Raw genomic sequence first — 23479 nt, forward strand, 5'->3', positions numbered from 1 at the left:
AAAATCTGATAAAATTTGTATGCGCCGTATGGCGTTTTTGAGGTTATATTAAATTTATTTCAGATAGAAAGAGGGACTTTCCACCATGTCGGGACACTCCAAGTGGCATAATATTGCCAAGCGCAAGGGCGCAAACGACGCGAAAAAAGCGAAAATCTTCACCAAAATCGGCCGCGAAATGGCCATTGCTATTAAGGAAGGCGGTTCGGCCAATCCGGATTTCAACTCCCGCCTGCGCGACTGCATCGCCAAGGCCAAGGCCAACAATATGCCCAACGATAACATCAAGCGCACGCTGGACAAGTATTCGGGCGCGAATGGTCAGGTCAACTACGAGGCCAACAACTATGAGGGCTACGGCGTCGGCGGCGTCGCGGTCGTTGTCGAAACGCTGACCGACAACAAGAACCGCACGGTGGCTGACGTGCGCCACCTGTTTGATAAGTACGGCGCGGGTCTGGGTGCGACCAACTGCGTATCCTGGCAGTTCGACAAGAAGGGCGTTATTATCATGGAGCGCGGTGAGTTGGACGAGGACACCGTGATGATGCAGGCGCTCGACGCCGGTGCGGAGGATTTCCAGGCCGACGAGGAGACCTTCGAGATTTACACCGCGCCGGAGGATTTTTCCGCGGTGCGCGAGGCGCTCGAAACGCTGGGCTATTCCTTTGTCGAGGCTGAGGTCGAGCTGGTGCCGCAGAACTATGTCACGCTGGAAAAGGAAGAGGATATGGCCCAGATGCGCAAGCTGCTCGACAATCTGGAGGATAACGACGACGTGCAGGCTGTCTGGCACAACTGGGAGAACGAAGCGGATTACGAAGGCTAAGCCGTTTCGCCTTGTCCAAAAGAAGATGGATGGCGCAGCCGTTTTTCCCTATGGGAAAGACGGCTGTGTTTTTTTACAAAGGGAACAAAAAATCCGTTGCGTGCGGCGGCAAAGTGTGCCATGATAAAGGCAAACGGAATGCCGCAAGGCAGGAAAGAGGCTGCATATGAAAATCGGGACGATTGGAACGGGCAATATCGTAACATGGGTGATGACAGAGGCGGTGCGCGTGGCGGGCGTGACCTATGAGGCGGTTTATTCGCGCGGAGAAGCGACCGGACGCGCGCTGGCGGAGCGGTTCGGCGTGAAAAAGGTATATACCGCGCTGGACGACATGCTGGCAGACCCGCAAATCGACTGGGTTTACGTCGCGTCCCCCAACAGTTTGCACTATGCGCAGACCAAAAAAGCGCTCGAGAGCGGCAAGCATGTCATCTGCGAAAAGCCGTTTGCACCCACCCGCGCGCAGGCGGAGGAGCTGGCTGCGCTGGCAGAGGACAAGGGGCTGTTCCTGTTTGAGGGTATCACAACGCTGTTTCTGCCGCATTTTGCGCGCATCCACGAGAAGCTGCCCGAAATCGGGCCGGTGCGGCAGGTGTCGTGCACGTTTTGTCAGTATTCGAGCAAATACGACGCACTGAAAGCGGGACAGACGCCCAATGTGTTCAACCCCGTCTTTGCGGGCGGCGCGCTCATGGATATTAACCTGTATAACCTGTATTTTGTGTACGGTCTGTTCGGTATGCCGGAAAAGCTGACCTATCATGCGCGGCGGCATGCCAACGGCATCGACCTCGGCGGCGTCGCGGTGCTGGAGTATCCGGGCTTTGTTTGTGCGTGTACGGGCGCGAAGGACTGCAAAGGCGAAAACGGCGCGCATATCATAGGAGAAAAGGGGTTCATTCGCGTGGAGGACCCGGTCAGCATGTGCACGCGCGTCACGGTCGTGACCGACGAGGGCGAGCAGGTTTTTGACGAGCAGCAGGGCGAAACCGCGTGGTACTGGGAGATGCAGGGCATTGCGGGGCTGGTCGTGGCGGATGACCGCGCGGACTGCCGCCGCCGCATGGAGAAAACCGTCGAAATGGCGGATTTGCTTGCACGTGCACGGCGGGATGCGGGCATCGTGTTCCCGGGCGTGGATTGAGCAAGGACTTCCCCGTGGAACGCAAAGCGTGTATAATAGAGGAAAACAACTGATAGGACAGAGGAGGTCCGGTTATGGCGGATTTTGTATCGCATCATCTGTTTGGAGAGCAGGCGCTGAGCGTCTTTCCTGCGCCGGTGCAGGAGCTGGTGCAAAAGCATCCGGTGAGTTTTCGGTGGGGCTGTCAGGGGCCAGACCCGCTGTTTTACCGTAAGATTCTGCTGGGCAGTCCCTTGCACAAACTGGGCAATCGGATGCACTCGGAAAAGACCGACGAGCTGTTCGCAGCGCTCGCGCGCGGTGTGCGCGACCTGACGGGCGAGTCGCAGGAGATCGCCGCGGCATACTTCTACGGTTTTGTCTGCCATCTCGCGCTCGACAGCGAGATCCACCCCTATGTTTACTGCCGTCAGGTGCAGATCTGTGGGGCGGAGCCCAAGCTCAACGCTTCGGCGGTGCATTGCCAGATTGAAAGCGACATCGATTATCTGGTATACGAAAAGGCATACCAGTCCCCGGTCACGAACTTCCGGCCGGAAGGCTTATATACCCTACCGCCCGCCGAGCAGGCCGTGCTTGCGGTGCTGCTGCATGCTGTGCTGAAAAATGTGTACGGCGCAGACGTGGCGGTGCGCGACCTGCGCCGCTCGTTTGAGGAGATGCTGACGTGGGAAAAGTTTTTCTATGCCGACAAGCGCCGCACCTACCGCACCGCGCAGCGGCTCGAGCGTCTGGCCGGGCGCGGCGCAATCCTGACCGGACACATGAAGGTGGAGCGTCCGGCGTGGGACGCGCTCAACGAGCAGCACACCCCTTGGCACAACCTGTGGAGGCCGGAAGAAACGCGCACGGATTCCGTGCCTGATCTGTTCGGGCTGGCGCGCATCGGCGCGGCAGGGCTGGCAGGGCAGTATGCCGCGCAGTTCGACTCGGGATTGCAGCTGTGGTGCCATTTCAAGCAGCCGTTCGACAACGGCAGCCCGAAGAAAATTGCCGATGGAAACGCGCCGCACTGACAAAGCGACCGGCTGCGCAGCGTTCCGGTATGCGCAATTTTGCTTGCCTTTATAAAAAAGCCCGGCTCAGCCGGGCTTTTGATTACTGCTGCTCATCTTGATTTTGGTTTTATCCCTTTGTGTATATACAAATTCACAAATATCATAATATATAAATTTTGTATATTTAGCAATGCTAAATATTGACAAGATAAAAACAAGCTGTTAGTATAATATCAACAAACATGTTTGGTGGCATCATGAAAAAAGAAAGCAAATCCACCAAGGAAAGCGGCCACTCCTTCGAGGATTACTTTAAGCGTGCAGTCAATCCGCTGCTTGTACTCTTGCTGCTCTCCGAGCGGCCAATGTATGTATATGAAATGGCACACGAATTGGAAAAGCGCAGCGCCGGCCAATACGCTATTTCGCTGCTCTATCCGGTTATTTATCGCCTTTCATCACAGGGGTTTGTGCGCGAAGGCCAAAAAGCAATTTCAGACGATAACCGTGTCCGCCAATATTACGAAATCACCCCCGATGGGATAACGTATTTGCAACAGATAGAGGATGTTTACGATAAGATGTCCCAAGCGGTACAGCAGATTCGTCGTGTCAGTGGGGAGGATAAAGTATGACGGCAGCAAAAGCCGTGCACCGTTATGTGCGCGCGGTTTCTCGCAGGCTGATCTGTTCCGGAGCAACCAGTTCCGGATTGCTGGACGGGCTGCGACAGGAATTATTGGCTTATCCCATGCTGTCTTATGAGGAGTTATGCGTAAAAATCGGAACGCCGGAGCAGACAGCGGCGCAGCTGATGGAAACTATCAGCGAATCGGAGATTGCCTGTGCGCGTCGTAAGCGTCGCTTGGCGCTTGGATTGCTCATTTTAATTCCGCTGGTGATTGCACTGGTGTTTGTTGCGTATTATATTCATTCACAGCAAGTAATGCGTGATGACTTCTATGTCAAGGAACAAACTACATCATCAACCAATCGCGTTGTTTCTGATGGAATGTTAGAAGATTAGCAAGGTGGTTTATATGAAAAAAATCATTACAGCAGTTCTTTCCGTACTGATGCTGTTTACTTTGACAATCCCTGCGTTTGCAGCAAATGAGGATGATTTCACCGTCGTTGACTATGGCGATGGATATTACCTGAAGGTATCCACTGTCGATACCCCATCGCCGCTTACCATTTACGAAAAATCAATTACCCGCAAAGCCGACGCCTACCACGGAAGTACCTATATTGGAACCTTTTACTTGAATGGGACGTTTCAATATGATACGGTACGGGCGAAGGCCGTAGCGGATAGCTGGTCTGCCTCCTCGTCGTATGGATATTCCGGTGATTCGTGGTGCACGGGCGCATCGGTAAAGGGGAAATGCACATTCAATTATGCAGGCGGCAAAACCTATACCATAACGATGACCTGCGATAAAAACGGCAATATATCCTATACACAGTAACCCAGTTTATTTCTTCATTTCTTTTCATTTTTTATGGGGAATCCCACTCAAGACAACGTGCTTGGGTGGGATTTCGCATTTTGGCCGCAATTGCGTTAGCGATGGCTACTTTTTTTGCTGCGAATTGCGATATGCAGCAGACTGTGGTACAATAGAAAGAAAATTTCGCCGGAGGAGGGCATGCCGGACGTGCAGCGCGTATTATACTATTTTATTGCGGTCAGCGTGATTGGCGCGGCCGTCTGCATTTATGACAAACTTGCTGCACGCAGCGGCTGGCAGCGTGTGCCTGAGCGCACGCTGTTTTTCTGGGCGCTGGTCGGCGGCGGACCGGGCGTGTACCTGACCATGCTGCTCATTCGTCATAAAACGCTCCATCGCAGTTTTATGTGGGGCATTCCGGCGATTATGATATTGCAGATTGCAATATTGATTGGTATTTATAACATTTTGTATTCGAGGGGATTGTTATGACCAAAGCATTGGTCCGTTGGTTCATCCATGATGCGGATAATACAAGGGATGCGCGCGTGCGTGAGCGATACGGCATTTTGTCCGGCGCGGTGGGCATTGCGTGCAATGTGTTTCTGTTTGTGCTCAAGCTGGTAATCGGCCTGCTGACCGGATCGATATCGATTGCAGCGGACGCATTCAACAATCTGTCCGATGGGCTGTCCTGTCTGATTTCGATTGTGGGCTTTAAGGTGTCGGGCAAGGCGCCGGATGCAAAGCATCCGTTTGGCTACGGCCGCACGGAGTATATCGCGGGCCTGATTGTGGCGTTTATCATCGTTCTGGTGGGCTTTGAGTTCCTCAAGACCTCGTTCGATCGCATCATCCACCCCGAACCGGTGGCGTTTTCGGTCGTGCTGCTGGTGATTCTGGCAGTATCCATGCTGGTAAAGCTGTGGATGGGCGCGTTTAATTCCTCCATCGGGCGCCGGATTGAATCTCCGGTGCTCATGGCGGCGGGACAGGACAGCCGTAACGACGTGATTACCACCTCGGTGGTGGTCATCGGCATGATTGCGGGTCGCTTCACCACCCTGCCGGTGGACGGCTATGTCGGCGTGCTGGTAGCGCTGTTTATCCTCTGGGCAGGCATCGGCATTGTGCGCGACACGGTCGCGCCGCTGCTCGGCGAAGCGGCTGATCCGGAGGTTGCGCGCCGCATCGAGGAGATTGTGCGGGAATCCGATTATATTGTCGGTGTGCATGACCTGATTATTCACAACTACGGCGCGGGCCGTTCGCTGGCTTCGCTGCATGCCGAGGTGCCGAGCGACTCGGACTTTGTCGCGGTGCATGAGGTGATCGACGAAGCGGAAAAGCGCGTCTGGCAGCGCACGGGCGTGTATCTGGTCATTCATATGGACCCGATTGACGTGAACAACGAGCATGTCGCCGCGCTGCGCGAGCAGGTGGATAGTGTGCTGCGGGGTATTGACGAAAATCTGTCCATGCACGATTTCCGCGTGGTGGATGGGGAGCGGCAAATCAACTTGATTTTCGATGTGGTTGTGCCGTTTACCTATGATGAAAAGGGCAAGCGTGAGCTGATGATGCAGATTTACGACCGGCTCAAGGAGATTGACATGCGGTATAATCCGGTTGTGACGCTGGACCACCAAATGTGAGTGATTCGATGAAAGCGTACAGCTTTCATCGAGGGGCGCTGCCGCGCGATGCGCGGACATTGCCTATGCGCGATTTTGCGCGCCAATACGGCACACAAAATCGCTTCCTTGTATCAAATTCCGAGGCGCATGTTCTCGGATTTGATGAAAAAGCCTGCAATCGCAGGCTTTTTCTGTTTTATATGCGGCTGATGGCGCGGAAAAGGAGGATGCCTTGCGGCGCGGAAGGGGGCATGATACAATAAAGAAAGAGAATCGCCGCCCCGGCGGGCGGACATCCTATCTCACGGAGGTTTTTCTATGCTGCTGATTCAAAACGGTCGGGTGCTGGACCCATATACCGGCGTGGATGCGACGCGCGATGTGCTCATCGGGGATGACGGCGTAATCGCTGCGGTGCAGCCGCACATCGACGCGCCCGCGGGCTGCGAGGTATACGATGCAGCGGGACTGACGGTTTCGCCCGGCTTTGTGGACGGGCATGTGCATTTCCGCGACCCCGGTCAGACGCAAAAAGAGGACGTGCTGACCGGCGCGGCGGCCGCTGCCGCGGGCGGTTACGCAACCGTCATTTGCATGGCGAACACGCTGCCGACCTGTGATACGCCTGAAATCATCCGTTATGTGACCGACAAGGCGAAGAATTGCCCGGTCGAGGTGCTCCAGGCGGGCGCAGTGACAAAGGGCCTGAAAGGGCAGGAGCTGACCGATTTTGATGCGCTGACCGCTGCGGGCGCGCCCTGTCTGACCGACGACGGCATCAACCTCACTTCGGCGGGACTGTGCCGCACGGCGATGGAGCAGGCCGCTGCACGCGACATCCTGCTGTCCTTCCATGAGGAGGAGCCGTCGCTCGTGCCGTCTCCTGGCGTCAATTACGGCTCGGCGGCGGCAAAGCAATTCGGCGTACCCGGCGCGATGTCCGCGGCGGAAACAGCGATGATTGCGCGCGATATCGCGCTGGCGCTCGATACCGGTGCGCGCGTGGTGTTCCAGCATGTCTCCTGCGGGCAGTCGGTTGCGCTCATTCGCGCGGGCAAGGCGCTTGGCGCGCGCGTCTATGCCGAGGTCACACCGCACCATCTGAGCCTGACTGAGGACGACGTACCTGTGCACGGCACCTATGCGCGTATGAATCCGCCGCTGCGCCGGGAGGCCGACCGACAGGCATTGATAGAAGGGCTGCGCGACGGCACCATTGATATGATTGCCACCGACCATGCGCCGCATACCACAGAGGAAAAAGCGCGCGAATTTGCCAAAGCGCCGAGCGGCATCACGGGGCTGGAAACTGCGTTTTCCGTGTGCAATACCTATCTGGTGAAAACCGGCCAGCTGACGCCTCTGCAGCTCATCGACAAAATGAGCAAAGCGCCTGCGGAGATTTACGGCTTAACCGGCCGCGCGGTGGCGGAGGGTAATTTTGCCCGTCTGGTGCTGCTGGATTGGGAGCAGGAAACCGTATATCAAACGTATCAATCCAAAGCGGTGAACACACCGTATACCGGCATGCCGCTGACCGGCGCGCCGCGTGCCATCGTCACGGGGGCTTGCGTTACCGCCCGTTGACGACAAAAATTGCTTATGCGCGTCAAAAATTGCCAGAATTGCCGCCGTATAATGCGCCGCGTTCCAGTCATACTACCTGTACAACCAGAAATTGCGTATGGGAGGGAACGCGTAAATGAAGGCAACCGGCATTGTGCGCCGTATTGATGATTTGGGTCGCGTGGTCATTCCGAAGGAAATCCGCCGCACCTTGCGTATCCGCGAGGGCGACCCGCTGGAGATTTTCACCGACCGCGACGGCGAAGTGATTTTCAAGAAGTATTCCCCGATGGGGGAAATGGGCGCGTTGGCAGGTGAACTGGCTGAGGCGCTCGCCCGCACAGCAGGAATGAGCTGTGCAATCTGCGACCGCGACGCGGTCATTGCCGCGGCAGGCGGCGCGAAAAAGGATATCCTTGAAAAACGCATCTCCGCCGAGCTGGAGCAGCTGATGGAACAGCGCGTGGTTTATGAGCGCGGCGTGGACGAAGCACCCGAGCTGACGGTATCCGATCACGACGCGTATAATGTGGTCGTGGCGGTACCCATTATCACCGAAGGGGACGTCAGCGGCTGCGTGGTATATGTCAGCGAGGATGAAAGCACGTCGGCAACCGAGGTGACGGTCAAGCTGTGCCAGACCGCCGCCCAGTTTATGGCCAGACGCGTGGCGGTATAAGGGGGCGGCGCAGCATGAAGGACAAACGAAAGCCCGAACGCGAGCCCAAGCCGTTCCCGCAGTATGACGACGCGGCGCATATCGATTCCGCCGCAGTGGCGTCTGTGCCGCCCTGGTCGCAGGACACGCCGCCGCGCGGAGACCCGGCGGCCACGGCTTACACCGAAATGTACTGTGAAAATCCGAAAAACAAGCAATAAGGCTGACAGGCCGGCGCGGAAATGCGCCGGCCTTTTCTTGGATTTGAGGATAGGTGGAAAAATGTAAAATCACAGTTTGTTCACAAAAGGAGTGGAGAAAATACCAGCAGATAATCAAGCAGCACAAAGATTTTTTGTTTTTTGGTCAAATTTTTTGTGTTTTGGACTTGCTTATTTGGTGCAAGAAACAGTATAATCTATTTTGTAAGGCTGCGCCAAGGCACGGCCTTACAACTTCCTTTATGAAGATGGAGCCGCGCCCCCTCGGCGCAGGTTCTTCTTGCGCAAAAAAATAGAGAGGTGAAAAACATGGTGTATTCGTTCCGTGGCGGCATTCACCCCGGTACTCATGCAGATCCGGGTTACAAGGCCGCGACAAACACCAAGCCGATCGAGAAGCTGGCACTGCCTGATCAGGTCATTCTGCCGGTTTCCATGCACATCGGCGCCCCGGCCAAGCCGATCGTTTCGGTCGGTGATACCGTGGATCTGGGACAGCCCATCGCGGAAGCCGGCGGCTTTGTCAGCGCTCCTGTCCACGCAACCGTGTCCGGTAAGGTGAAGGCAGTGGAGCCGCGTCTGCATCCCAACGGCAGCAAAGTGCTGTCCATTGTGATCGAAAACGACGGCGAGGACCGCCTGCACGAGTCCGTGCATCCGTATGACTTTGCTTCCATGTCCAATGAGGAGCGCATCGAGTGCATCCGCTCGGCTGGTATTGTCGGTCACGGCGGCGCAACCTTCCCGACCCATGTCAAGATCCAGTCCGGTATCGGCAAGTGCGACACGGTCATCATCAATGCGGCGGAATGCGAACCGTACATAACGAGCGACCACCGTCTGCTGCTGGAGCGTCCGGAAGAAGTGATCGGCGGCCTGAAAATGCTGGCCGATATCATGGGCGTGCAGAACGCGATCATCGCGGTCGAGGAGAACAAGTCCGACGCCTTCCCGGGCATCGAAAAGCTGATCGCGGACGATCCGCGCCTCAAGCTCTATCCTCTCAAGTGTAAGTACCCGCAGGGCGCGGAGAAGCAGCTGATCAACGCCTGCACCGGCCGTGAGGTTCCCTCCGGCAAGCTGCCGGCGGACGCAGGCTGCGCCGTGTTCAACGTGGACACTGCCGGCGCGGTTTATCGCCGCTTTACCACCGGTATGCCGGTTATCCGCCGTATCGTAACGGTATCCGGTTCCGCCATTGCCGAGCCGAAAAACCTCGAAGTGCGCATCGGCACGCAGGTTGAAAAGCTGATCGACGCTTGCGGCGGCTTCAAGGAAGCTCCCAACAAGCTGCTGATGGGCGGCCCGATGATGGGCGTTGCGCAGTTCTCGCTTGAAATTCCGATTTTCAAGGGCACAAACGCATTCCTGGCCTTCTCCGGCGAGGAAGACAAGCGCGTAGCCAATCCGCAGTGCATCCGCTGCGGTAAGTGCGTGGGCGCCTGCCCGATGCACCTGCTGCCGAACTACATGAACCTGTACGGCAAGAAGGAAGATCTGGACAATGCGGTTGAGTGCGGCGTGATGGACTGCATCGAATGCGGCTCGTGCGCCTATGTCTGCCCGGCCCGTATCCCGCTGGTGGCGCAGTTCCGCCTGACCAAGGGTAAGATTCAGGCCAAGCGTGCGGCGGAAAAGGCCAAGGCAGATGCCGAAAAGGCGAAGGCTGAGGCCGAGAAGAAGTAAGGAGGGGAAACGAAAATGTATGATCTGAGTAAAGTCGTCGTCACCTCCTCACCCCATATCAAGGCGGATGACGATACCCGCAGCCTGATGCTGGATGTGCTTGTGGCACTGCTTCCCGCGCTGTGTGTTGCGGTATACACCTTTGGTCCGCGGGCGCTGGTGCTGACCGTGATTTCCATGGTTGCCTGCGCTGTGTTTGAGACCATTTACAACAAAATCGTAGGCCATCCGAACACCATCGGCGACCTGTCCTGCTTGGTGACGGGCATGCTGATCGCGTTCAACGTACCGGTTTCGGCTCCGTGGTGGATGCTGGTGTTCGGCGCGCTGTTCGGCATCATCATCGTCAAGATGCTGTTCGGCGGTCTGGGCAAGAACTTCATGAACCCGGCGCTCGGCGCGCGTGCGTTCATGCTGGCGTCCTGGGCGGGCCTGATGACCACCTGGACCCAGCCGCATGCATCCCTGCCGCTCATCGGCTCGGTCACCGTGACCGACGCTATCTCCACGGCAACGCCTCTGGCGGCACTCAAGACCGGTGCATTGCCGGATGCGAGCCTGCTTGAGCTGTTCCTTGGTCAGACCGGCGGCGTTATCGGCGAGACCTCGGCGCTCGCGCTGATCGCCGGCGGCGCATACCTGCTGTGGCGCAAGGTTATCACCATCAATATCCCGGCCGCTTACATCCTGACGGTCGCAGTACTTACCTTCCTGTTCCCGATGGGCGACGTATCCCGCGTACAGTGGATGCTGTCTCAGGTGCTTTCGGGCGGCCTGATGCTCGGCGCGTTCTTCATGGCGACCGACTATGTCACCAGCCCGGTTACCCCCAAGGGACAGATCATCTTCGGCATCGGCTGCGGTCTGCTGACCGTGTTCATCCGCTATTTCGGCGGTCTGCCGGAGGGCGTTTCGTATTCCATCCTGATTATGAACACGCTGGTTTGGGCGATCGACAAGGCCACCCATCCCCGCAAGTTCGGCTACGCGCTGGATAAGAAGAAGGAGGCACAGTAAGTTATGGATAGCAGCAAAAAGGGCGGCGGCATTCTGATGCTGGTCGTCGTACTGGGCCTTATCACCTTTGTGTGCGCGCTGCTTCTGGGCGTGATTAACAGTGTGACAAAGGACAAAATCGAACAGAACGGCATTGAGACCCGCAATCAGGCAATGAGCGAGATCATCCCGGATGCGGAATTTGCCGATGTAGAGGTTCCGGCGGACTTTGCTACGCCGGCCGATAAGAACCAGCCGGTGGTTTCCGGCGTATACAAGGCGACGCTGGACGGCGCGGACGCAGGCTATTGCGTGGAAGTCAACCCCAAGGGCTTCGGCGGCGCGCTCAAGATGATCGTCGGCATCAATGCGGACGGCACGGTTGCCGGCATCAAGGTAACCGAAGCATCTGAGACCCCGGGCCTCGGCGCCAAGTCGCAGAGCGATAAGAACTGGATCGCGCAGTTTGCCGGCCAGCCGGCGGACGGCAGCCTGGCCGTTTCCAAGGACGGCGGCACGATCAACGCCATCACCGGCGCGACCATTACCTCCCGTGCGGTCACCCTCGGTGTCAACACTGCGGCAAACTGTGTCGCAAGTCTGGGTTAAAGGGGGAAGAGCCAAATGAAATTTTCTGAACAGTTGAAAGCGGGCGTCATCCTCGACAACCCGATTTTCATGCAGACCATCGGTCTGTGCCCTGCGCTGGCAACGACGACCTCGCTGTCCAACGGTATTGGCATGGGCGTTGCGGCAACCATCGTTCTGATCTGCTCCAACGTCGTTATTTCCGCGCTGCGCAAGTTTATCCCGGATAAAATCCGTATCGCGGCGTTCATCACGATCATCGCAACCTTCGTTACTATGATCGACCTGGCACTGCAGGCGTTTGTGCCGTCTCTGGCGGCGTCTCTCGGCCTGTTCCTGCCGCTGATTGTTGTTAACTGCATCATCCTCGGCCGTGCCGAGGCGTATGCTTCCAAGAACAAGGTGCTGCCCTCTGCGCTGGACGGCGTGTGCATGGGTCTGGGCTTTACGTTTGCTCTGGTCCTCATGGGCTTCTTCCGTGAGCTGCTGGGCGCCGGCACGGTGCTGTCCGGTCTGTCCACCCTGCTGCCGTTCCTGAGCTTCATCCCGGCGGAAGGCTTCGCCATCCCCGGTCTGAGCACCAACCCGGCGGTTATGATGATTCTGCCGGCCGGCGGCTTCCTGATGATGGGCTTCATCTTCGCGGCAATCCAGAAGATCATGTCCGGAAAGGAGGACAAGTAAATGGCTTTCAATTTTCCTGATGCAATGGGCCTGACCGAAGTGCTGTCGCTTGCTGTGGCAGCGGTTCTGGTCAACAACTACATTCTTGTCCAGTTCCTCGGCTGCTGCTCGTTCTTCGGCGTTTCCAAGAAAACCGATACGGCTATCGGCATGGGCATGGCGGTTATCTTCGTTATGGCGCTGGCAAGCGCCGTGTCGTGGGCGGTTTGGTACTTCATCCTCGAGCCGCTCGGTCTGGAATACATGCAGACCATCGCGTTCATTCTGGTTATCGCAACGCTCGTGCAGTTCGTTGAGATGTTTATGAAAAAGGCGATGCCGGCGCTGTACTCCGCGCTCGGTATCTTCCTGCCCCTGATCACCACCAACTGCGCGGTGCTTGGCGCGGCCATTTCCAACATTGACAACGGCTATTCGTTCATCGGCTCGATGGTTTACGGCGTGTGCGCCGGTGTGGGCTACACGCTCGCAATCGTGCTGTTTGCTTCTATCCGTGAGCGTCTGGATGCAACGGCCCAGTGCCCCAAGTGCTTTGAAGGTTTCCCGATTGCGCTGATTTCCGCGGCGCTGCTCGCGATGTCCTTCATGGGCTTCTCCGGCCTGTCGATCTGGTAAGCAAGGGGGAAAGATAAGAAATGGATATGCAAAATATTATCTCTGCGGTCGCGGTCCTGTTTATCATGGGCGTCGTGTTCGCCATCCTGCTCGGCATCGCGGCTAAGGTGTTCGCAGTCGAGGTGGATGAGCGCGTACCGCGGGTTCGTGAGTGCCTGCCGGGTGCAAACTGCGGCGGCTGCGGCTTCCCGGGCTGTGACGGTCTGGCGGCTGCGATTGTAGAAGGCAAGGCGCCGGTCAACGGCTGTCCGGTCGGCGGTGCTGCGGCGGCAGCCAAGATCGCCGAGGTTATGGGCGTGACGGTCGAAGCTGGCGAGCGCAAGGTTGCGCACGTTTACTGCAACGGCGGCTGCAACGCGGTTGACAAGGCAAAGTACGAAGGTCTGCAGGACTGCTCCGCAGCGCTTCGTGTTGCAAACGGCCCCAAGGCCTGCGCTTACGGCTGTATGGGCCTCGGCTCGTGCGTCAAGGCGTGTGGGTTTGACGCTATCCACATTGTGGACGGTGTGGCAAAGGTTGATGCGGATAAGTGCGTGGCTTGCGGCCAGTGCGTCGCGGCCTGCCCGAAGAAGCTGATTAACCTCATCCCGGACTCCAAGAAGGTACACGTCAACTGTGTAAACCGCGATAAGGGTCCCGAGGTCATGAAGGTCTGCTCGAACGGCTGCATCGGCTGCAAGATGTGCGAAAAGACCTGTAAGTTTGATGCGGTTCATGTGATTGACGGCGTAGCCAAGATTGACTACGACAAGTGCAAGAACTGCAAGATGTGCGCCAAGGCCTGCCCGAAGGGCTGCATCGAGCCGGTGCCGACCGAAGAGGAAAAGGCCAAGTTCAAGGAGATGCAGGCAAAGCAGGCGGCTGCTGCGAAGGCTAAGGCAGAGGCTGCCAAGGCTGCGGAAGCCCCCGCTGCGGAAAAGGCATCCGAGGACAAGTAATGGATTATTTGCATCCGATTTTGGATGACGCTGCTATCGCCCGCATGTCGAGCCTCGCGCTCGCCCATGTGGGCGATGCCGTTTATGAGGTGCTGGTGCGGTCGCTTCTGGCCTGCGGCGGCATGCAGACCGCGAAAAACCTGCATCGACGCACGACGCAGCTGGTGTGCGCACCCGCGCAGGCGGAAGCCGTGCAGCGCATTCTGCCTCTGCTTAACGAAGCGGAGCAGGAGATTTACCGCCACGGCCGCAACGCCAAACCCAAGAGCGTGCCCAAGTCGGCGTCAACCGCGGAGTATTCGCAGGCGACCGCGCTTGAGGCGTTGTTTGGCTGGCTGTATCTCAAGGGACGGTATGAGCGCATCAATGAGCTGTTCGGCATTATTGCCGAAGGGTTTAAAGAATGAAAAAGGACGCTTTCCCAACGGGAAAGCGTCCTTTTTGTTATTTGGCGGCAGCCGGCAGGCAGCTGCGTCAGCAGACTGAGGTGGTGTGGAAAGGCAAGAAGCACTGCTTGACTTCCTTTCTTGGCTGGAGTCTGCTAAAAGCAAATAGATAGGGACAGAGGCGCAGATCAGTATTTATTTTCTTCTACCCAGTTTAGTACATCATCTAAAGTCCGAAAATCCTTAATCGGAGACGCGCCCCAAAACTGTTCGCTGAATTCTGCGTTTTCCCATGCCTCCCTGCTGGGATAAACGGTTTCCGTTCCATCTTCCGCCAATGCAAGCCAAGATCCGTCTTGCAATTCGCGGCCGGTGCAGCGAAAAGAGGATGGATCGGTTGTAACCATTTTTGATGGGAGAAATTTCTCCTGCAATCCCTGTCCATTCAAAATATTCATCTCTTGCAGAACATCAAGAAGTTCAAAACGCCGGAAAACAGGCAATTCGTCGCAATCCCCATACCGCTCCTGAAGAAATTTCATGTTGGCGCTGGACCAGCCGTTTTTATTCGGTATCTCTAGCGGCGGCTGCTGTGCTTTCCACTCCTTGTACTGATTCAGAATGTCATCCCGCGTGACACCAATCTGGCAAGGTTGGCCAAGTGCATCTACAGAGTCGACCCAGTAAACCGGTTCGGCGCAATCGAGTGATTGGCTGGTGCGATCCGATTGGAGTATCGTTGACAGATTTGGCTGTGATGCTGTTTTCGTTTGAAAAATATTGCGTAAATATGGATAATAATTTGCGTTAGTGCTGATTTTCATTGTGATCCCCCACATCATAAATCGTTGCTCAGTATCCGTTTGAATCGGTTTATATGGTTTTCCATCATTGCGATCATATATCTTGTGTATAAGAAAGTCAATTTGAAATACCAACAAAAACGGTAAGCATCCCTTGGTGAGATAAACCGAAAATCACGTGCCATGGGGAAAATGAAAAGCCATACCCGCGATTTTGGGTATGGCTTTTGTCATAATACGATGCGTTTGAAATATGCGCACACGGCAAGTTCATGCCTTCTTTTCCATCAACACGCAGGAGAAGTTTGCATGCAGCAATGCTGCGTGCCTGAAGACCCAGTCACGGAACAGCCTTGCGTTTATTCGTCTGCTTCGTGTTCGCGCATCTCTTCGCGTTTGAGCTTTTGCTCATTGACATACACACGATGCTGCAAGCGGCACAGCTCCTGTGCCAGCGGATCGGGCAGATGGATCTGGTCGAGGTCATAAGACGGCACACGCTGGCCGTCGATCTTAACCACACGGGCCTTGATGCCGACCACGGTCGAGTTGGGCGGCACTTCCTGCAAGACAACCGCATTTGCGCCGATGCGGCTGTTGTCGCCCACGGTGAACGGGCCGAGCACCTTTGCGCCTGTCGAAATCAGCACGTTGTTGCCGATGGTCGGGTGGCGTTTTCCTGTGTCGTGGCCGGTGCCGCCAAGCGTCACACCATGGTAAATCGTGCAGTCGTCCCCAATCTCGGCAGTCTCACCGATGACAATGCCCATGCCGTGGTCGATGAACAGACGGTGGCCGATGGTCGCGCCCGGATGAATTTCGATGCCGGTCATATGGCGGGCAAACTGTGAAAGCGCACGCGCGAGAAAGAAATGCTTGTGTTTGTACAGCCAGTGCGCCTGACGGTGGTAGATTAGTGCATGAAAGCCCTGATAAAGCAGAAAAACTTCAAGTGTGGTGCGCGCGGCCGGATCGCGGTCGCGGATCGAGCGCGCGTCATCGAGCAGCCCCTTGAAAATCATAAAACAATCATCCTATCAAAATAGTGTGAATTTGTGATACCATCCATTATAGCGGTTTCGGTGTGAAAATTCAAACCTTTGATTGAAATTAAGAAAAAAAGTGGTATAATGTAAGAAGATTTTGCTGAATGAAGGAAGATTATTATGAAAATTACTGTCATGGGACTGGGCTATATCGGCCTGCCGACCGCGATCACCCTCGCGGAAGCCGGTTTTGAAGTCTGCGGCTTTGATGTAAACGAAAAAACGATCGAAACCCTCAAGGGCGGTCACATCCATATCGTCGAGCCAGGCCTGCAGGAGGCGTTTGAAACCGCCGTGGCACATGGACATCTGCACTTCTCCAGCGAGCTGGGCAAGTCCGATGTGTTCTATATCGCTGTACCCACGCCGTTCTATCAGGATGAAACCGGCAGCCACAAGGCCGACCTCAAGTATGTTGAATCCGCGGGCCGCATGGCGGGCAAGGTGCTCGAAGCGCCCAATCTGGTGATTTTGGAATCTACCGTGCCGCCGCACACCACCGAAATGCTCGCGCGTGTGCTCTCCGAGGAGTCCGGTATCGACATGGACAAGATTCATGTTGCGCACTGCCCGGAGCGTGTCATCCCGGGCAATATGATGTATGAACTGAAGAACAACGACCGCATCGTCGGCGCACGCACGCCGGAAGCCGCTGAAATGGCAGCCTCCATCTACGAAAAGGTGCTGGAAAAGGGCGTGGTGCACAAGACCGACGACCTGACCGCCGAGATGTGCAAGCTGACCGAGAACACTTTCCGCGATGTGAACATCGCGTATGCCAACGAGCTGTCGGTCATCTGCGACAAGATGGGCATTGACGTATTCGAGCTGATTAAGCTCGCCAACTGCCATCCGCGCGTCAACATCCTGACCCCGGGCGTGGGCGTGGGCGGTCACTGCATCGCGGTCGACCCGTGGTTTATTTACGAGCAGTTCCCGGCGGAGGCCAAGGTTATCCTCGCCGCGCGCGAGCGCAACGAGAACAAGCCGCGCTTTGTGGCCGAAAAGGTCGTCTCTAAGATGGGCAAGGTCACCGATACGGTCGGCGTGCTCGGCCTGAGCTATAAGCCGGATGTGGATGACCTGCGCGAGTCCCCCTCGATCGAGCTGTGCCACATTTTGCAGGAGAAGGGCGTGAATGTCATCGCCTGTGAGCCGTTTGCAAAGGACAGCGAGGTAAAGGGTATTCCGAACGTCTCCTTTGAGGAGATTCTCGCCAAGGCGGATTATCTGGTGATTACGCTCGGTCATACTTTGTTTAAAGATAACAAAAAGTTGATTGCCGAGAAGCCGTATTACGACTGCGTCGGACTGATGGAGTAATCACGCATGGCCCAAAACGGCACAGCAAACGCTGTGCCGTTTTTTTTATGGAAAATGCGTGGGTTTTGCGGCGGATTTGCGTAGATATAGGTAGACAGGATAGGGAAAGGGGGGCGGCAGCATGGACGACAAAATCCTCGCGCTGCTTTCTGCGGGCGATGCAGAAGGCGTAACGCTCTTGCAAAAGCAGTATGGCCCGATGGTGCAGTACATCGTGCGCGGCATCCTGCGCGACACGCAGGACACGGAAGAATGTGTCAGCGATGTGTGGATGCATGTTTGGGAGCGGTTTGCGTCATTTGACCGCACAAAGGGCACGCTGGCCGCGTGGATGACGGTTGTGGCGCGCAACGCAGCGGTCGACCGGCTGCGACGTCGGCGCGCGCCGGACGAGGCATGGGACGAGCAGACAGGGGCTTCTCCCTCACCGGAGGAGGAAGTGCTGCGGCGTGAGCGCACGCGGCTTTTGCAAAAAGCGGTTGACGCGCTCGGTGCGTCCGAGCAGCTGCTGTTTTACCGCAAGTATTATTATTTGCAGTCCACCGCGCAGATCGCGGCGGAAATGGGACTGACTGAGCGGGCGGTCGAGGGACGGTTGTACCGTCTGCGCCGCCATCTGCAAAAGGCGTTGGGAGGTGACGCGCTATGACCGGACCCGAACGGGACGAATTTGACCGGATGATCGAGCAGGAGATCGCTGATACCATACCCTCGCAGGGCGTGGTCGATGAGGTCAACCCGTGGCATGAGCCGATTGACCGCATTGCAGGGGGCCTGGCACTGACCGGTATTACGCTCAACTTTCTGTATTTACAATACCTGCTGCCCGCGGTGGGCGTAGTGCTGCAATATCTGGGCTTCCGTGCGCTGCGCCGCAACGGCGCGGCCTTTCGACTGGCGTGGGCGCTTTCTGCCGTGCGGCTGGTCTGGGAAGGGGCGTTTCTGGTGCTGTCGGTCACGCCTTGGCTGCCAACGGGTGATTTGGATATCGGCCTCGGACTGGCGGGCATGGGCATCCAGATTGTGCAGATGCTTGCACTGCGTGCTGGGCTGCGGCAGGTGTGCCGCGCGGCGGGCATCGAACCGAAGAACGACCCGCTCAAAGCGGCTGTGTGCTGGGAAGGGCTTATCCTTGTGCTGGCGTTTTCGCCGTTGGCGCACAGCTGGCTGGCTGCGATCCCCATGCTGATTGCCTTTGTGTGCATCGTGCGCGCACTGTTCCGGCTGGGTGAGACGATGGGCGAAGCCGGGTACTGTTTTACTGCGGCTCCGGTGCGTCTGAACACGAGTGCGGTGAGATGGGGCTATCTCGGCGGCTGTCTGCTGCTCATGCTGGCCTTGAGCGTGTGCGTTAACCATCCGCGGCTGGACGCTGCGCCGATGGAGGAACACGGCGAGGCCGAACTGCGGCAGCAGCTTTCTGACCTCGGTTTGCCGGACGAAGTGCTGGCCGACCTCAAGGATGAGGACGTGCGCGCGCTGGACGGCGCATTTCATGTCGCTTGCTGCGCGGAGATGCTGTCGTTTGGCCCAGATTCACAAAGCATAACGCTGTGTGACCAGACCAACTCGCCTAAACGCGCGCCCATCGAGCCGGAGATCCCACCCGGTAAGGATACGATGATCGCATCCACTTATTATATTGAACTGCCGGAGTACCGCATGGCAGTGCTGGAGCGGTTCGAGTGGGTGCAGGGCAGCGCGTACTGGGGTGATGCATTTTCTGTTTTCGAGGACAGCGATTACGGTCATGACCTGATTGGCGGACGGCTGGTGTACGAGAAGCAGGGGCAGACCTATGCCGCGTCCATTCCCGATTTATCGGACAGTACTGTAACGACGAGCAACATGTTCGGCACGTATACCAGCAACCAGATCAGTGGTGTAGTCAGCTATCCGCTGGGTGCAGACAATCCGCGCGGCTATGTGCTCTATGTGATGCAACTGGATGAAATCCGTACCTTCGGTGGGACGGGCGTTAACTATTATCATCCGGCACATCCGGTGCGTCTGCCATACAGATCGTCGCAGGAGCGGTCGCATGATTGGCGTGATCGTTACCGTGTCCAGCATTACACGAATTTCAATACGCAGCTGGAGCGATCGGCAGCGGTAGCTTGACGGATTGTGACGATTTTGTGTTTTTGCTTGTATCGCCCTCCGAAAGGTGCTATACTGATTAAAGTCTGTTTCGATTACGCGATAAGGAGAGTTAGAATATGAGCAAAATGGTGCAGCGCGTCGTCGCGCTGGTTGTGATGCTGGTTGTCGTTATGGGCGGTACCATCTGGGGAACGGCAAGCATGACCATCCAGTATCAGCCGCTGAACAGCGGCGCACCGGTCGTGATGACGGTCAACGGCGACGAGGTGTGCGCGGATGAATATGCGGGATATATGCTGTACAACATGGCGTATTATGCCAATATGTATGCGCAGTTCGGCATGAGCGATGTGTGGAACGACGAATATGCCGCTGCAACACTGGGTGCTTCCATGCCGCAGGCTGCCAAGGATCAGTCGGTATATGCGCGCGTGGTATTGCAGAAGTTTAACGAGCTGGGTCTCAAGCTGACCTACAATCAGGAAAAGCAGATGACCCAGCTGCGTCAGGATACCATTGATTCGATGGGCTATGACGCTTTTGTCAAGCAGATCGCCGGCTTTGGCTTCTCGGATCAGAGCTATAGCAACTTTATGTATATCAGCCAGTGCTACAATGCGCTCAACGAATACTATTTCGGCGAAAACGGCGCCAATGTGCCGAGCGACGAGGAGTTGCGGCAGTATTTTGCCGATAACTACATCGCTGCAAAGCACATCCTGATTTCGACTGTCGATCCCACCACAGGCGAAACCATCCGCACGGATGAGGAGGCCAAGGCCGAGGCGCAGAAGATTCTGGACCGCATCAACGCAGGCGAGGACTATGACGCACTGATGAACGAGTACAGCGAGGATCCGGGTCTTTCCGGCAATCCGGACGGCTACATCTTCACCGATGGGGATATGGTTACCGAGTTCTACGACGGCGCTAAAGCGCTGGCTGAGGACGAGGTATCCGGTCTGGTCAAGTCGCCCTACGGCTATCATATCATCAAGCGCATGGCGCTGGATGTGGACGGTCAGCTCGAGAATTACAAAAACCAGCTGACGACGGCAGTGGCCGGTACGATGGACGACCTGCTGACCCAGTGGATGCAGGAGGCGGACGTACAGACAACCGACGTATATGATGAAATTACCTATCAGAATGTGCGCGATTATATTCCGGCCGAAGTGCAGGAGATTCTCAATGCGCAGGACGCGGCAGCGGACGCATCTGCCACGGACGATACAGCGGCGACGGATGACGCTGCTGCAACGGATGACACGGCTGCGACGGATGACGCTGCTGCCGAGACCGCAGACGCGGCAGAATAACGATATCACACAAAAAGGACGCCTTCGGGCGTCCTTTTTGCTGTTATTCCAACGTCCACGCCAGCGGAGTGCGACCGAAAAAGCTGTTATGGAACAGTGTGAGCGCCGCCCAGGTGGCCCGGTCGGTTTGACCGGTCTGCGGCAGCTGAAATACCCCCTGTGCTTGGCGTACACCGGCCTCGGTGTCCGCGTCGTATTCGCCGGTAAGCGGGACGGGAAGCGTGCCTTCAAAGTGCGGCGTAGCCGTACCCAGCATGAGCTGGAGCACAAAGACCGAGGGGCCTTTGTCGCCGCGCTTGAGTTTGGCATCCATGCCCGCGGGGAAAAAGTCGACCGCAGCGGGCAGCGCGTCAAGGTCGGTCAGGGCGAGATAAGCGGCATAAATAGCCGTCCATGTGTCAAAATTGGCTGTACCCGTCACGGGCAGACGGCCCCGCCGCTGAAATTCCCGCACGGCGGCGGCGGTTTCCGGACCGAAAATGCCGTCCGGCGCGAGCGGCTGCACCGCACCCTGCTCCTGCTGGATGCGGCGCAGAAACCGCTGTAAATCATAAATGTGCGTTCTGCGTTGGCTGTCGGTATACATCAGGCGGTCGTCTCCTCTCCCACCGGATAGCCCGGGTATTGTCCTTCACTGGTTTGCGAGGAAACCAGCACGTCGCGCGCAAGCAAGGCCATTTCCTCCCATGTCAGCGGGCCGATTGCGCCGGTGGCGGGCAGGCCGGATATCGACTGGATGACCGAAACCGCATTTCGTGTCGCGGGACCGAAAATGCCGTCGACCGCAACGGACGGAACCTCGGGATAGCCGCGCGCGATGATGTTGATAAGCTCCTGTGCCTCGCGCACCGCTTCGCCGCGCATGCCTTCGACCAGGAAGATGTCCGGCAGACCGGCGACCTCACCCAGAAAGCCCTGGTCGGGCTGCACGGCCAGCACGGACTGGTAGGTGGACACCAGCGCATTCCACGTGTTGCGGCCGACGATGCCGTCCACGGTCAGCCCCATCATGCGCTGATAGGCTTCGACGGCCTCGCGCGTGCGCGGACCGAAAATGCCGTCAATCTGGCTGGGCTGCCAACGCGGCAGCTGGTCGTAATATTCGCCCACAATGGCAAGAAAATACTGGAGCAGCTGCACGCCTGGGCCGGTCGCGCCTTCGCGCAGCGTTTCGGGGAACTGGCGCGAGATTTCGTCGAGCAGCAGTCCTTCGCTGTCCAGCTCGCTCAGGCGCTTGACGTTGTTGTAAATGAACGCGATGCGGTACCATGTCGCGCGGCCGACGATGCCGTCCACGCCGAGGTTAAACTGCTTCTGGAAAGCACGCACCGCGCGTTCGGTGTCCGCGTCGTAGATACCGTCGACCGGATAGATTTTCGGGATGTTGGGATAGTTGGTTGAAATGCGGTTGAGGCGGTTCTGGATGGTGCGCACCTCCTCGGACACATCGCCCAGCCGGAAGGTTACGCCCGGCCACGACCCGCCAAGGTTGGGGGCGATAGGGGCATTTCGCACAATGTTAATGTCATCTCCATAGTAATATCGCACAATTTCCTCCGCAGTCATGCCCTGCTCGGCCAGCGGCACCGTTCCCCATTGGCTCAGGCCGCCGGGACAGGTCACCGTCGTGCCGTTGCAGTATTGGGCGAACAGCGGCTCGATGGCGTTGCCGCGGGTCAGGTAGCTGTTGAACATATCGTCGACAATGGTGGAAATATTCTCGAAAATGTCGCGCCCGGGGACGAAGGACTGGTCGTAGCGCGTGGAGTTGGTGATGTCAAAGTCGTAGCCCTGCGCGCGGTACCATTCGGTGAACACGCGGTTGAGCGCATAGGAGATTTGCGCATAAATATTGGCGCGGATGGCCTCCTCGGGCCATGTCGGATAAATTTCCGACGAAGCCACGTTCTTAATGTAGTCGGCAAAGGGCACGGTGACGTTCTGTGCGGCGGATGAAGGCGGGCCTAAATGCACCGTGATGGTTTCCGGGATGGTCACCGGGGACTGGGGCAAAGCGAATCACTCCTCTGCATTGGGATTGGATTGGTCGTGGTACAGCACCTGCGGCTCACCCGTAGCGGTCAGGTCGGTCTGGGCGGAGGACCGGTTTTCCGGCAGCGGCGTGAGCGCGACAGGCAGCACGGCGGGTACGCCGGAAAACATGGTCACATGCAGCGCGGTGACCGGGGTGTAGCCCGGGCGCGCGACTTCGACCGTATAGACTGCGTAGGGCAGACCGCCGTCCGGCGTCATGGAGTTGGAGCGCGGCGGGGTGGGCAGCGTCATGGGCGGCGTCATGCCGCCCTCGTCCGTGCGCACCGAGTAAAGCAGCTCGCGCGCGCCGGTCTCGTCTGCGGCGGTCGATACCGTAACCGAGGCATCTGCCAGCGGCAGCGCACCGAGCGCAGTTGTGACAACCACGCGCAGCACGGCGGAATCTTCGGTGGGATTGGGCATGGGCAAAACCTCCTTGTCAAGCGGA

The 23479-nt window shown here is 57.1% G+C and carries 27 protein-coding genes; 22 read left to right on the plus strand and 5 right to left on the minus strand.

Annotated features, from left to right (window positions below):
• The first annotated feature begins 85 nt into the window (after positions 1-85).
• The 18 genes from ACESSO_RS10875 to ACESSO_RS10960 all read left to right on the plus strand — a co-directional run bounded on the left by ACESSO_RS10875 (position 86) and on the right by ACESSO_RS10960 (position 14424).
• The gene (locus ACESSO_RS10875; protein ID WP_302666083.1) at positions 86-829 is read left to right on the plus strand and encodes a YebC/PmpR family DNA-binding transcriptional regulator; all 744 of its coding nucleotides are present in this window, start codon (positions 86-88) and stop codon (positions 827-829) included.
• Positions 830-995: 166 nt separating this feature from the next.
• The gene (locus ACESSO_RS10880) at positions 996-1976 is read left to right on the plus strand and encodes a Gfo/Idh/MocA family protein (RefSeq protein ID WP_373165266.1); all 981 of its coding nucleotides are present in this window, start codon (positions 996-998) and stop codon (positions 1974-1976) included.
• A gap of 74 nt (positions 1977-2050) precedes the next feature.
• A complete protein-coding gene (locus ACESSO_RS10885; protein ID WP_373165268.1) occupies positions 2051-2992 on the plus strand; it encodes a zinc dependent phospholipase C family protein in 942 nt (313 codons plus the stop codon).
• Between the two features lie 239 nt (positions 2993-3231).
• Complete coding sequence (locus ACESSO_RS10890; protein WP_373165270.1) at positions 3232-3609, plus strand: PadR family transcriptional regulator; 378 nt, start codon at positions 3232-3234, stop codon at positions 3607-3609.
• A complete protein-coding gene (locus ACESSO_RS10895; protein WP_373165272.1) occupies positions 3606-4001 on the plus strand; it encodes a hypothetical protein in 396 nt (131 codons plus the stop codon). Before ACESSO_RS10890 ends, ACESSO_RS10895 begins: the two co-directional genes overlap by 4 nt.
• Positions 4002-4014: 13 nt before the next feature.
• Complete coding sequence (locus ACESSO_RS10900; RefSeq protein WP_373165274.1) at positions 4015-4446, plus strand: hypothetical protein; 432 nt, start codon at positions 4015-4017, stop codon at positions 4444-4446.
• 189 nt (positions 4447-4635) lie between these two features.
• Positions 4636-4920 (plus strand): DUF1294 domain-containing protein, encoded by a 285-nt coding sequence (locus ACESSO_RS10905; protein ID WP_373165275.1) that lies wholly within the window; start codon positions 4636-4638, stop codon positions 4918-4920.
• Positions 4917-6083 carry a cation diffusion facilitator family transporter gene (locus ACESSO_RS10910; protein ID WP_373165277.1) on the plus strand — a complete coding sequence of 389 codons (1167 nt, stop codon included), beginning with the start codon at positions 4917-4919 and terminating at the stop codon, positions 6081-6083. The genes ACESSO_RS10905 and ACESSO_RS10910 overlap by 4 nt, the downstream gene beginning before the upstream one ends.
• A 300-nt stretch (positions 6084-6383) precedes the next feature.
• Positions 6384-7652, plus strand: a complete 1269-nt coding sequence (locus tag ACESSO_RS10915; RefSeq protein WP_373165279.1) for a dihydroorotase — start codon at positions 6384-6386, stop codon at positions 7650-7652.
• A 115-nt stretch (positions 7653-7767) separates the two neighbouring features.
• Complete coding sequence (locus tag ACESSO_RS10920) at positions 7768-8310, plus strand: stage V sporulation T C-terminal domain-containing protein (RefSeq protein ID WP_373165280.1); 543 nt, start codon at positions 7768-7770, stop codon at positions 8308-8310.
• 14 nt (positions 8311-8324) lie between these two features.
• Positions 8325-8510, plus strand: coding sequence for a hypothetical protein (locus ACESSO_RS10925; protein WP_373165282.1), 186 nt, complete (start codon positions 8325-8327; stop codon positions 8508-8510).
• Between the two features lie 309 nt (positions 8511-8819).
• Complete coding sequence (rsxC, locus tag ACESSO_RS10930; RefSeq protein ID WP_373165283.1) at positions 8820-10196, plus strand: electron transport complex subunit RsxC; 1377 nt, start codon at positions 8820-8822, stop codon at positions 10194-10196.
• A 15-nt stretch (positions 10197-10211) separates the two neighbouring features.
• Complete coding sequence (locus ACESSO_RS10935) at positions 10212-11213, plus strand: RnfABCDGE type electron transport complex subunit D (RefSeq protein WP_373165285.1); 1002 nt, start codon at positions 10212-10214, stop codon at positions 11211-11213.
• A gap of 3 nt (positions 11214-11216) precedes the next feature.
• Positions 11217-11801 carry an RnfABCDGE type electron transport complex subunit G gene (locus ACESSO_RS10940; protein WP_373165287.1) on the plus strand — a complete coding sequence of 195 codons (585 nt, stop codon included), beginning with the start codon at positions 11217-11219 and terminating at the stop codon, positions 11799-11801.
• Between the two features lie 15 nt (positions 11802-11816).
• On the plus strand, positions 11817-12464 hold the full coding sequence (gene rsxE / locus ACESSO_RS10945) for an electron transport complex subunit RsxE (RefSeq protein WP_373165289.1): 648 nt from the start codon (positions 11817-11819) through the stop codon (positions 12462-12464).
• On the plus strand, positions 12465-13079 hold the full coding sequence (gene rsxA, locus ACESSO_RS10950; protein WP_373165291.1) for an electron transport complex subunit RsxA: 615 nt from the start codon (positions 12465-12467) through the stop codon (positions 13077-13079). It abuts the gene before it with no gap.
• A 20-nt stretch (positions 13080-13099) separates the two neighbouring features.
• Complete coding sequence (locus tag ACESSO_RS10955) at positions 13100-14017, plus strand: RnfABCDGE type electron transport complex subunit B (RefSeq protein WP_373165293.1); 918 nt, start codon at positions 13100-13102, stop codon at positions 14015-14017.
• Positions 14017-14424, plus strand: coding sequence for a Mini-ribonuclease 3 (locus ACESSO_RS10960; RefSeq protein WP_373165295.1), 408 nt, complete (start codon positions 14017-14019; stop codon positions 14422-14424). Before ACESSO_RS10955 ends, ACESSO_RS10960 begins: the two co-directional genes overlap by 1 nt.
• 167 nt (positions 14425-14591) lie before the next feature.
• On the opposite strand, the gene ACESSO_RS10965 is transcribed toward ACESSO_RS10960, so the two are convergent.
• Together ACESSO_RS10965 and epsC are read right to left on the minus strand one after the other, a co-directional pair.
• Positions 14592-15227, minus strand: coding sequence for a hypothetical protein (locus ACESSO_RS10965; RefSeq protein WP_373165297.1), 636 nt, complete (start codon positions 15225-15227; stop codon positions 14592-14594).
• A 338-nt stretch (positions 15228-15565) separates the two neighbouring features.
• Positions 15566-16225, minus strand: a complete 660-nt coding sequence (gene epsC, locus ACESSO_RS10970; RefSeq protein WP_373165344.1) for a serine O-acetyltransferase EpsC — start codon at positions 16223-16225, stop codon at positions 15566-15568.
• Between the two features lie 147 nt (positions 16226-16372).
• Between epsC and ACESSO_RS10975 the strand changes: the two genes are divergently transcribed.
• From ACESSO_RS10975 to ACESSO_RS10990, 4 genes are all read left to right on the plus strand, one after another.
• Entirely contained in the window at positions 16373-17575 is a 1203-nt protein-coding gene (locus ACESSO_RS10975) for a nucleotide sugar dehydrogenase (RefSeq protein WP_373165299.1), read from the plus strand.
• 121 nt (positions 17576-17696) lie between these two features.
• Entirely contained in the window at positions 17697-18224 is a 528-nt protein-coding gene (locus tag ACESSO_RS10980) for an RNA polymerase sigma factor (RefSeq protein WP_373165300.1), read from the plus strand.
• The gene (locus tag ACESSO_RS10985; RefSeq protein ID WP_373165303.1) at positions 18221-19696 is read left to right on the plus strand and encodes a hypothetical protein; all 1476 of its coding nucleotides are present in this window, start codon (positions 18221-18223) and stop codon (positions 19694-19696) included. Before ACESSO_RS10980 ends, ACESSO_RS10985 begins: the two co-directional genes overlap by 4 nt.
• Positions 19697-19794: 98 nt before the next feature.
• On the plus strand, positions 19795-20997 hold the full coding sequence (locus ACESSO_RS10990; RefSeq protein WP_373165306.1) for a peptidylprolyl isomerase: 1203 nt from the start codon (positions 19795-19797) through the stop codon (positions 20995-20997).
• A gap of 43 nt (positions 20998-21040) precedes the next feature.
• On the opposite strand, the gene ACESSO_RS10995 is transcribed toward ACESSO_RS10990, so the two are convergent.
• The 3 genes from ACESSO_RS10995 to ACESSO_RS11005 are packed head-to-tail and all read right to left on the minus strand — an operon-like array spanning position 21041 to position 23454.
• Positions 21041-21583: a peptidoglycan-binding protein gene (locus tag ACESSO_RS10995; protein ID WP_373165309.1), complete on the minus strand. Its 543-nt coding sequence runs from the start codon at positions 21581-21583 to the stop codon at positions 21041-21043.
• Positions 21583-23010: a peptidoglycan-binding protein gene (locus tag ACESSO_RS11000; protein WP_373165312.1), complete on the minus strand. Its 1428-nt coding sequence runs from the start codon at positions 23008-23010 to the stop codon at positions 21583-21585. The genes ACESSO_RS10995 and ACESSO_RS11000 overlap by 1 nt, the downstream gene beginning before the upstream one ends.
• Before the next feature lie 6 nt (positions 23011-23016).
• Positions 23017-23454 carry a carboxypeptidase-like regulatory domain-containing protein gene (locus tag ACESSO_RS11005; protein WP_373165314.1) on the minus strand — a complete coding sequence of 146 codons (438 nt, stop codon included), beginning with the start codon at positions 23452-23454 and terminating at the stop codon, positions 23017-23019.
• Positions 23455-23479 lie beyond the last annotated feature (25 nt).

Origin of the sequence: Agathobaculum sp. Marseille-P7918 (assembly GCF_964248325.1) — a bacterium.
Classification (GTDB): Bacteria; Bacillota; Clostridia; order Oscillospirales; family Butyricicoccaceae; genus Agathobaculum.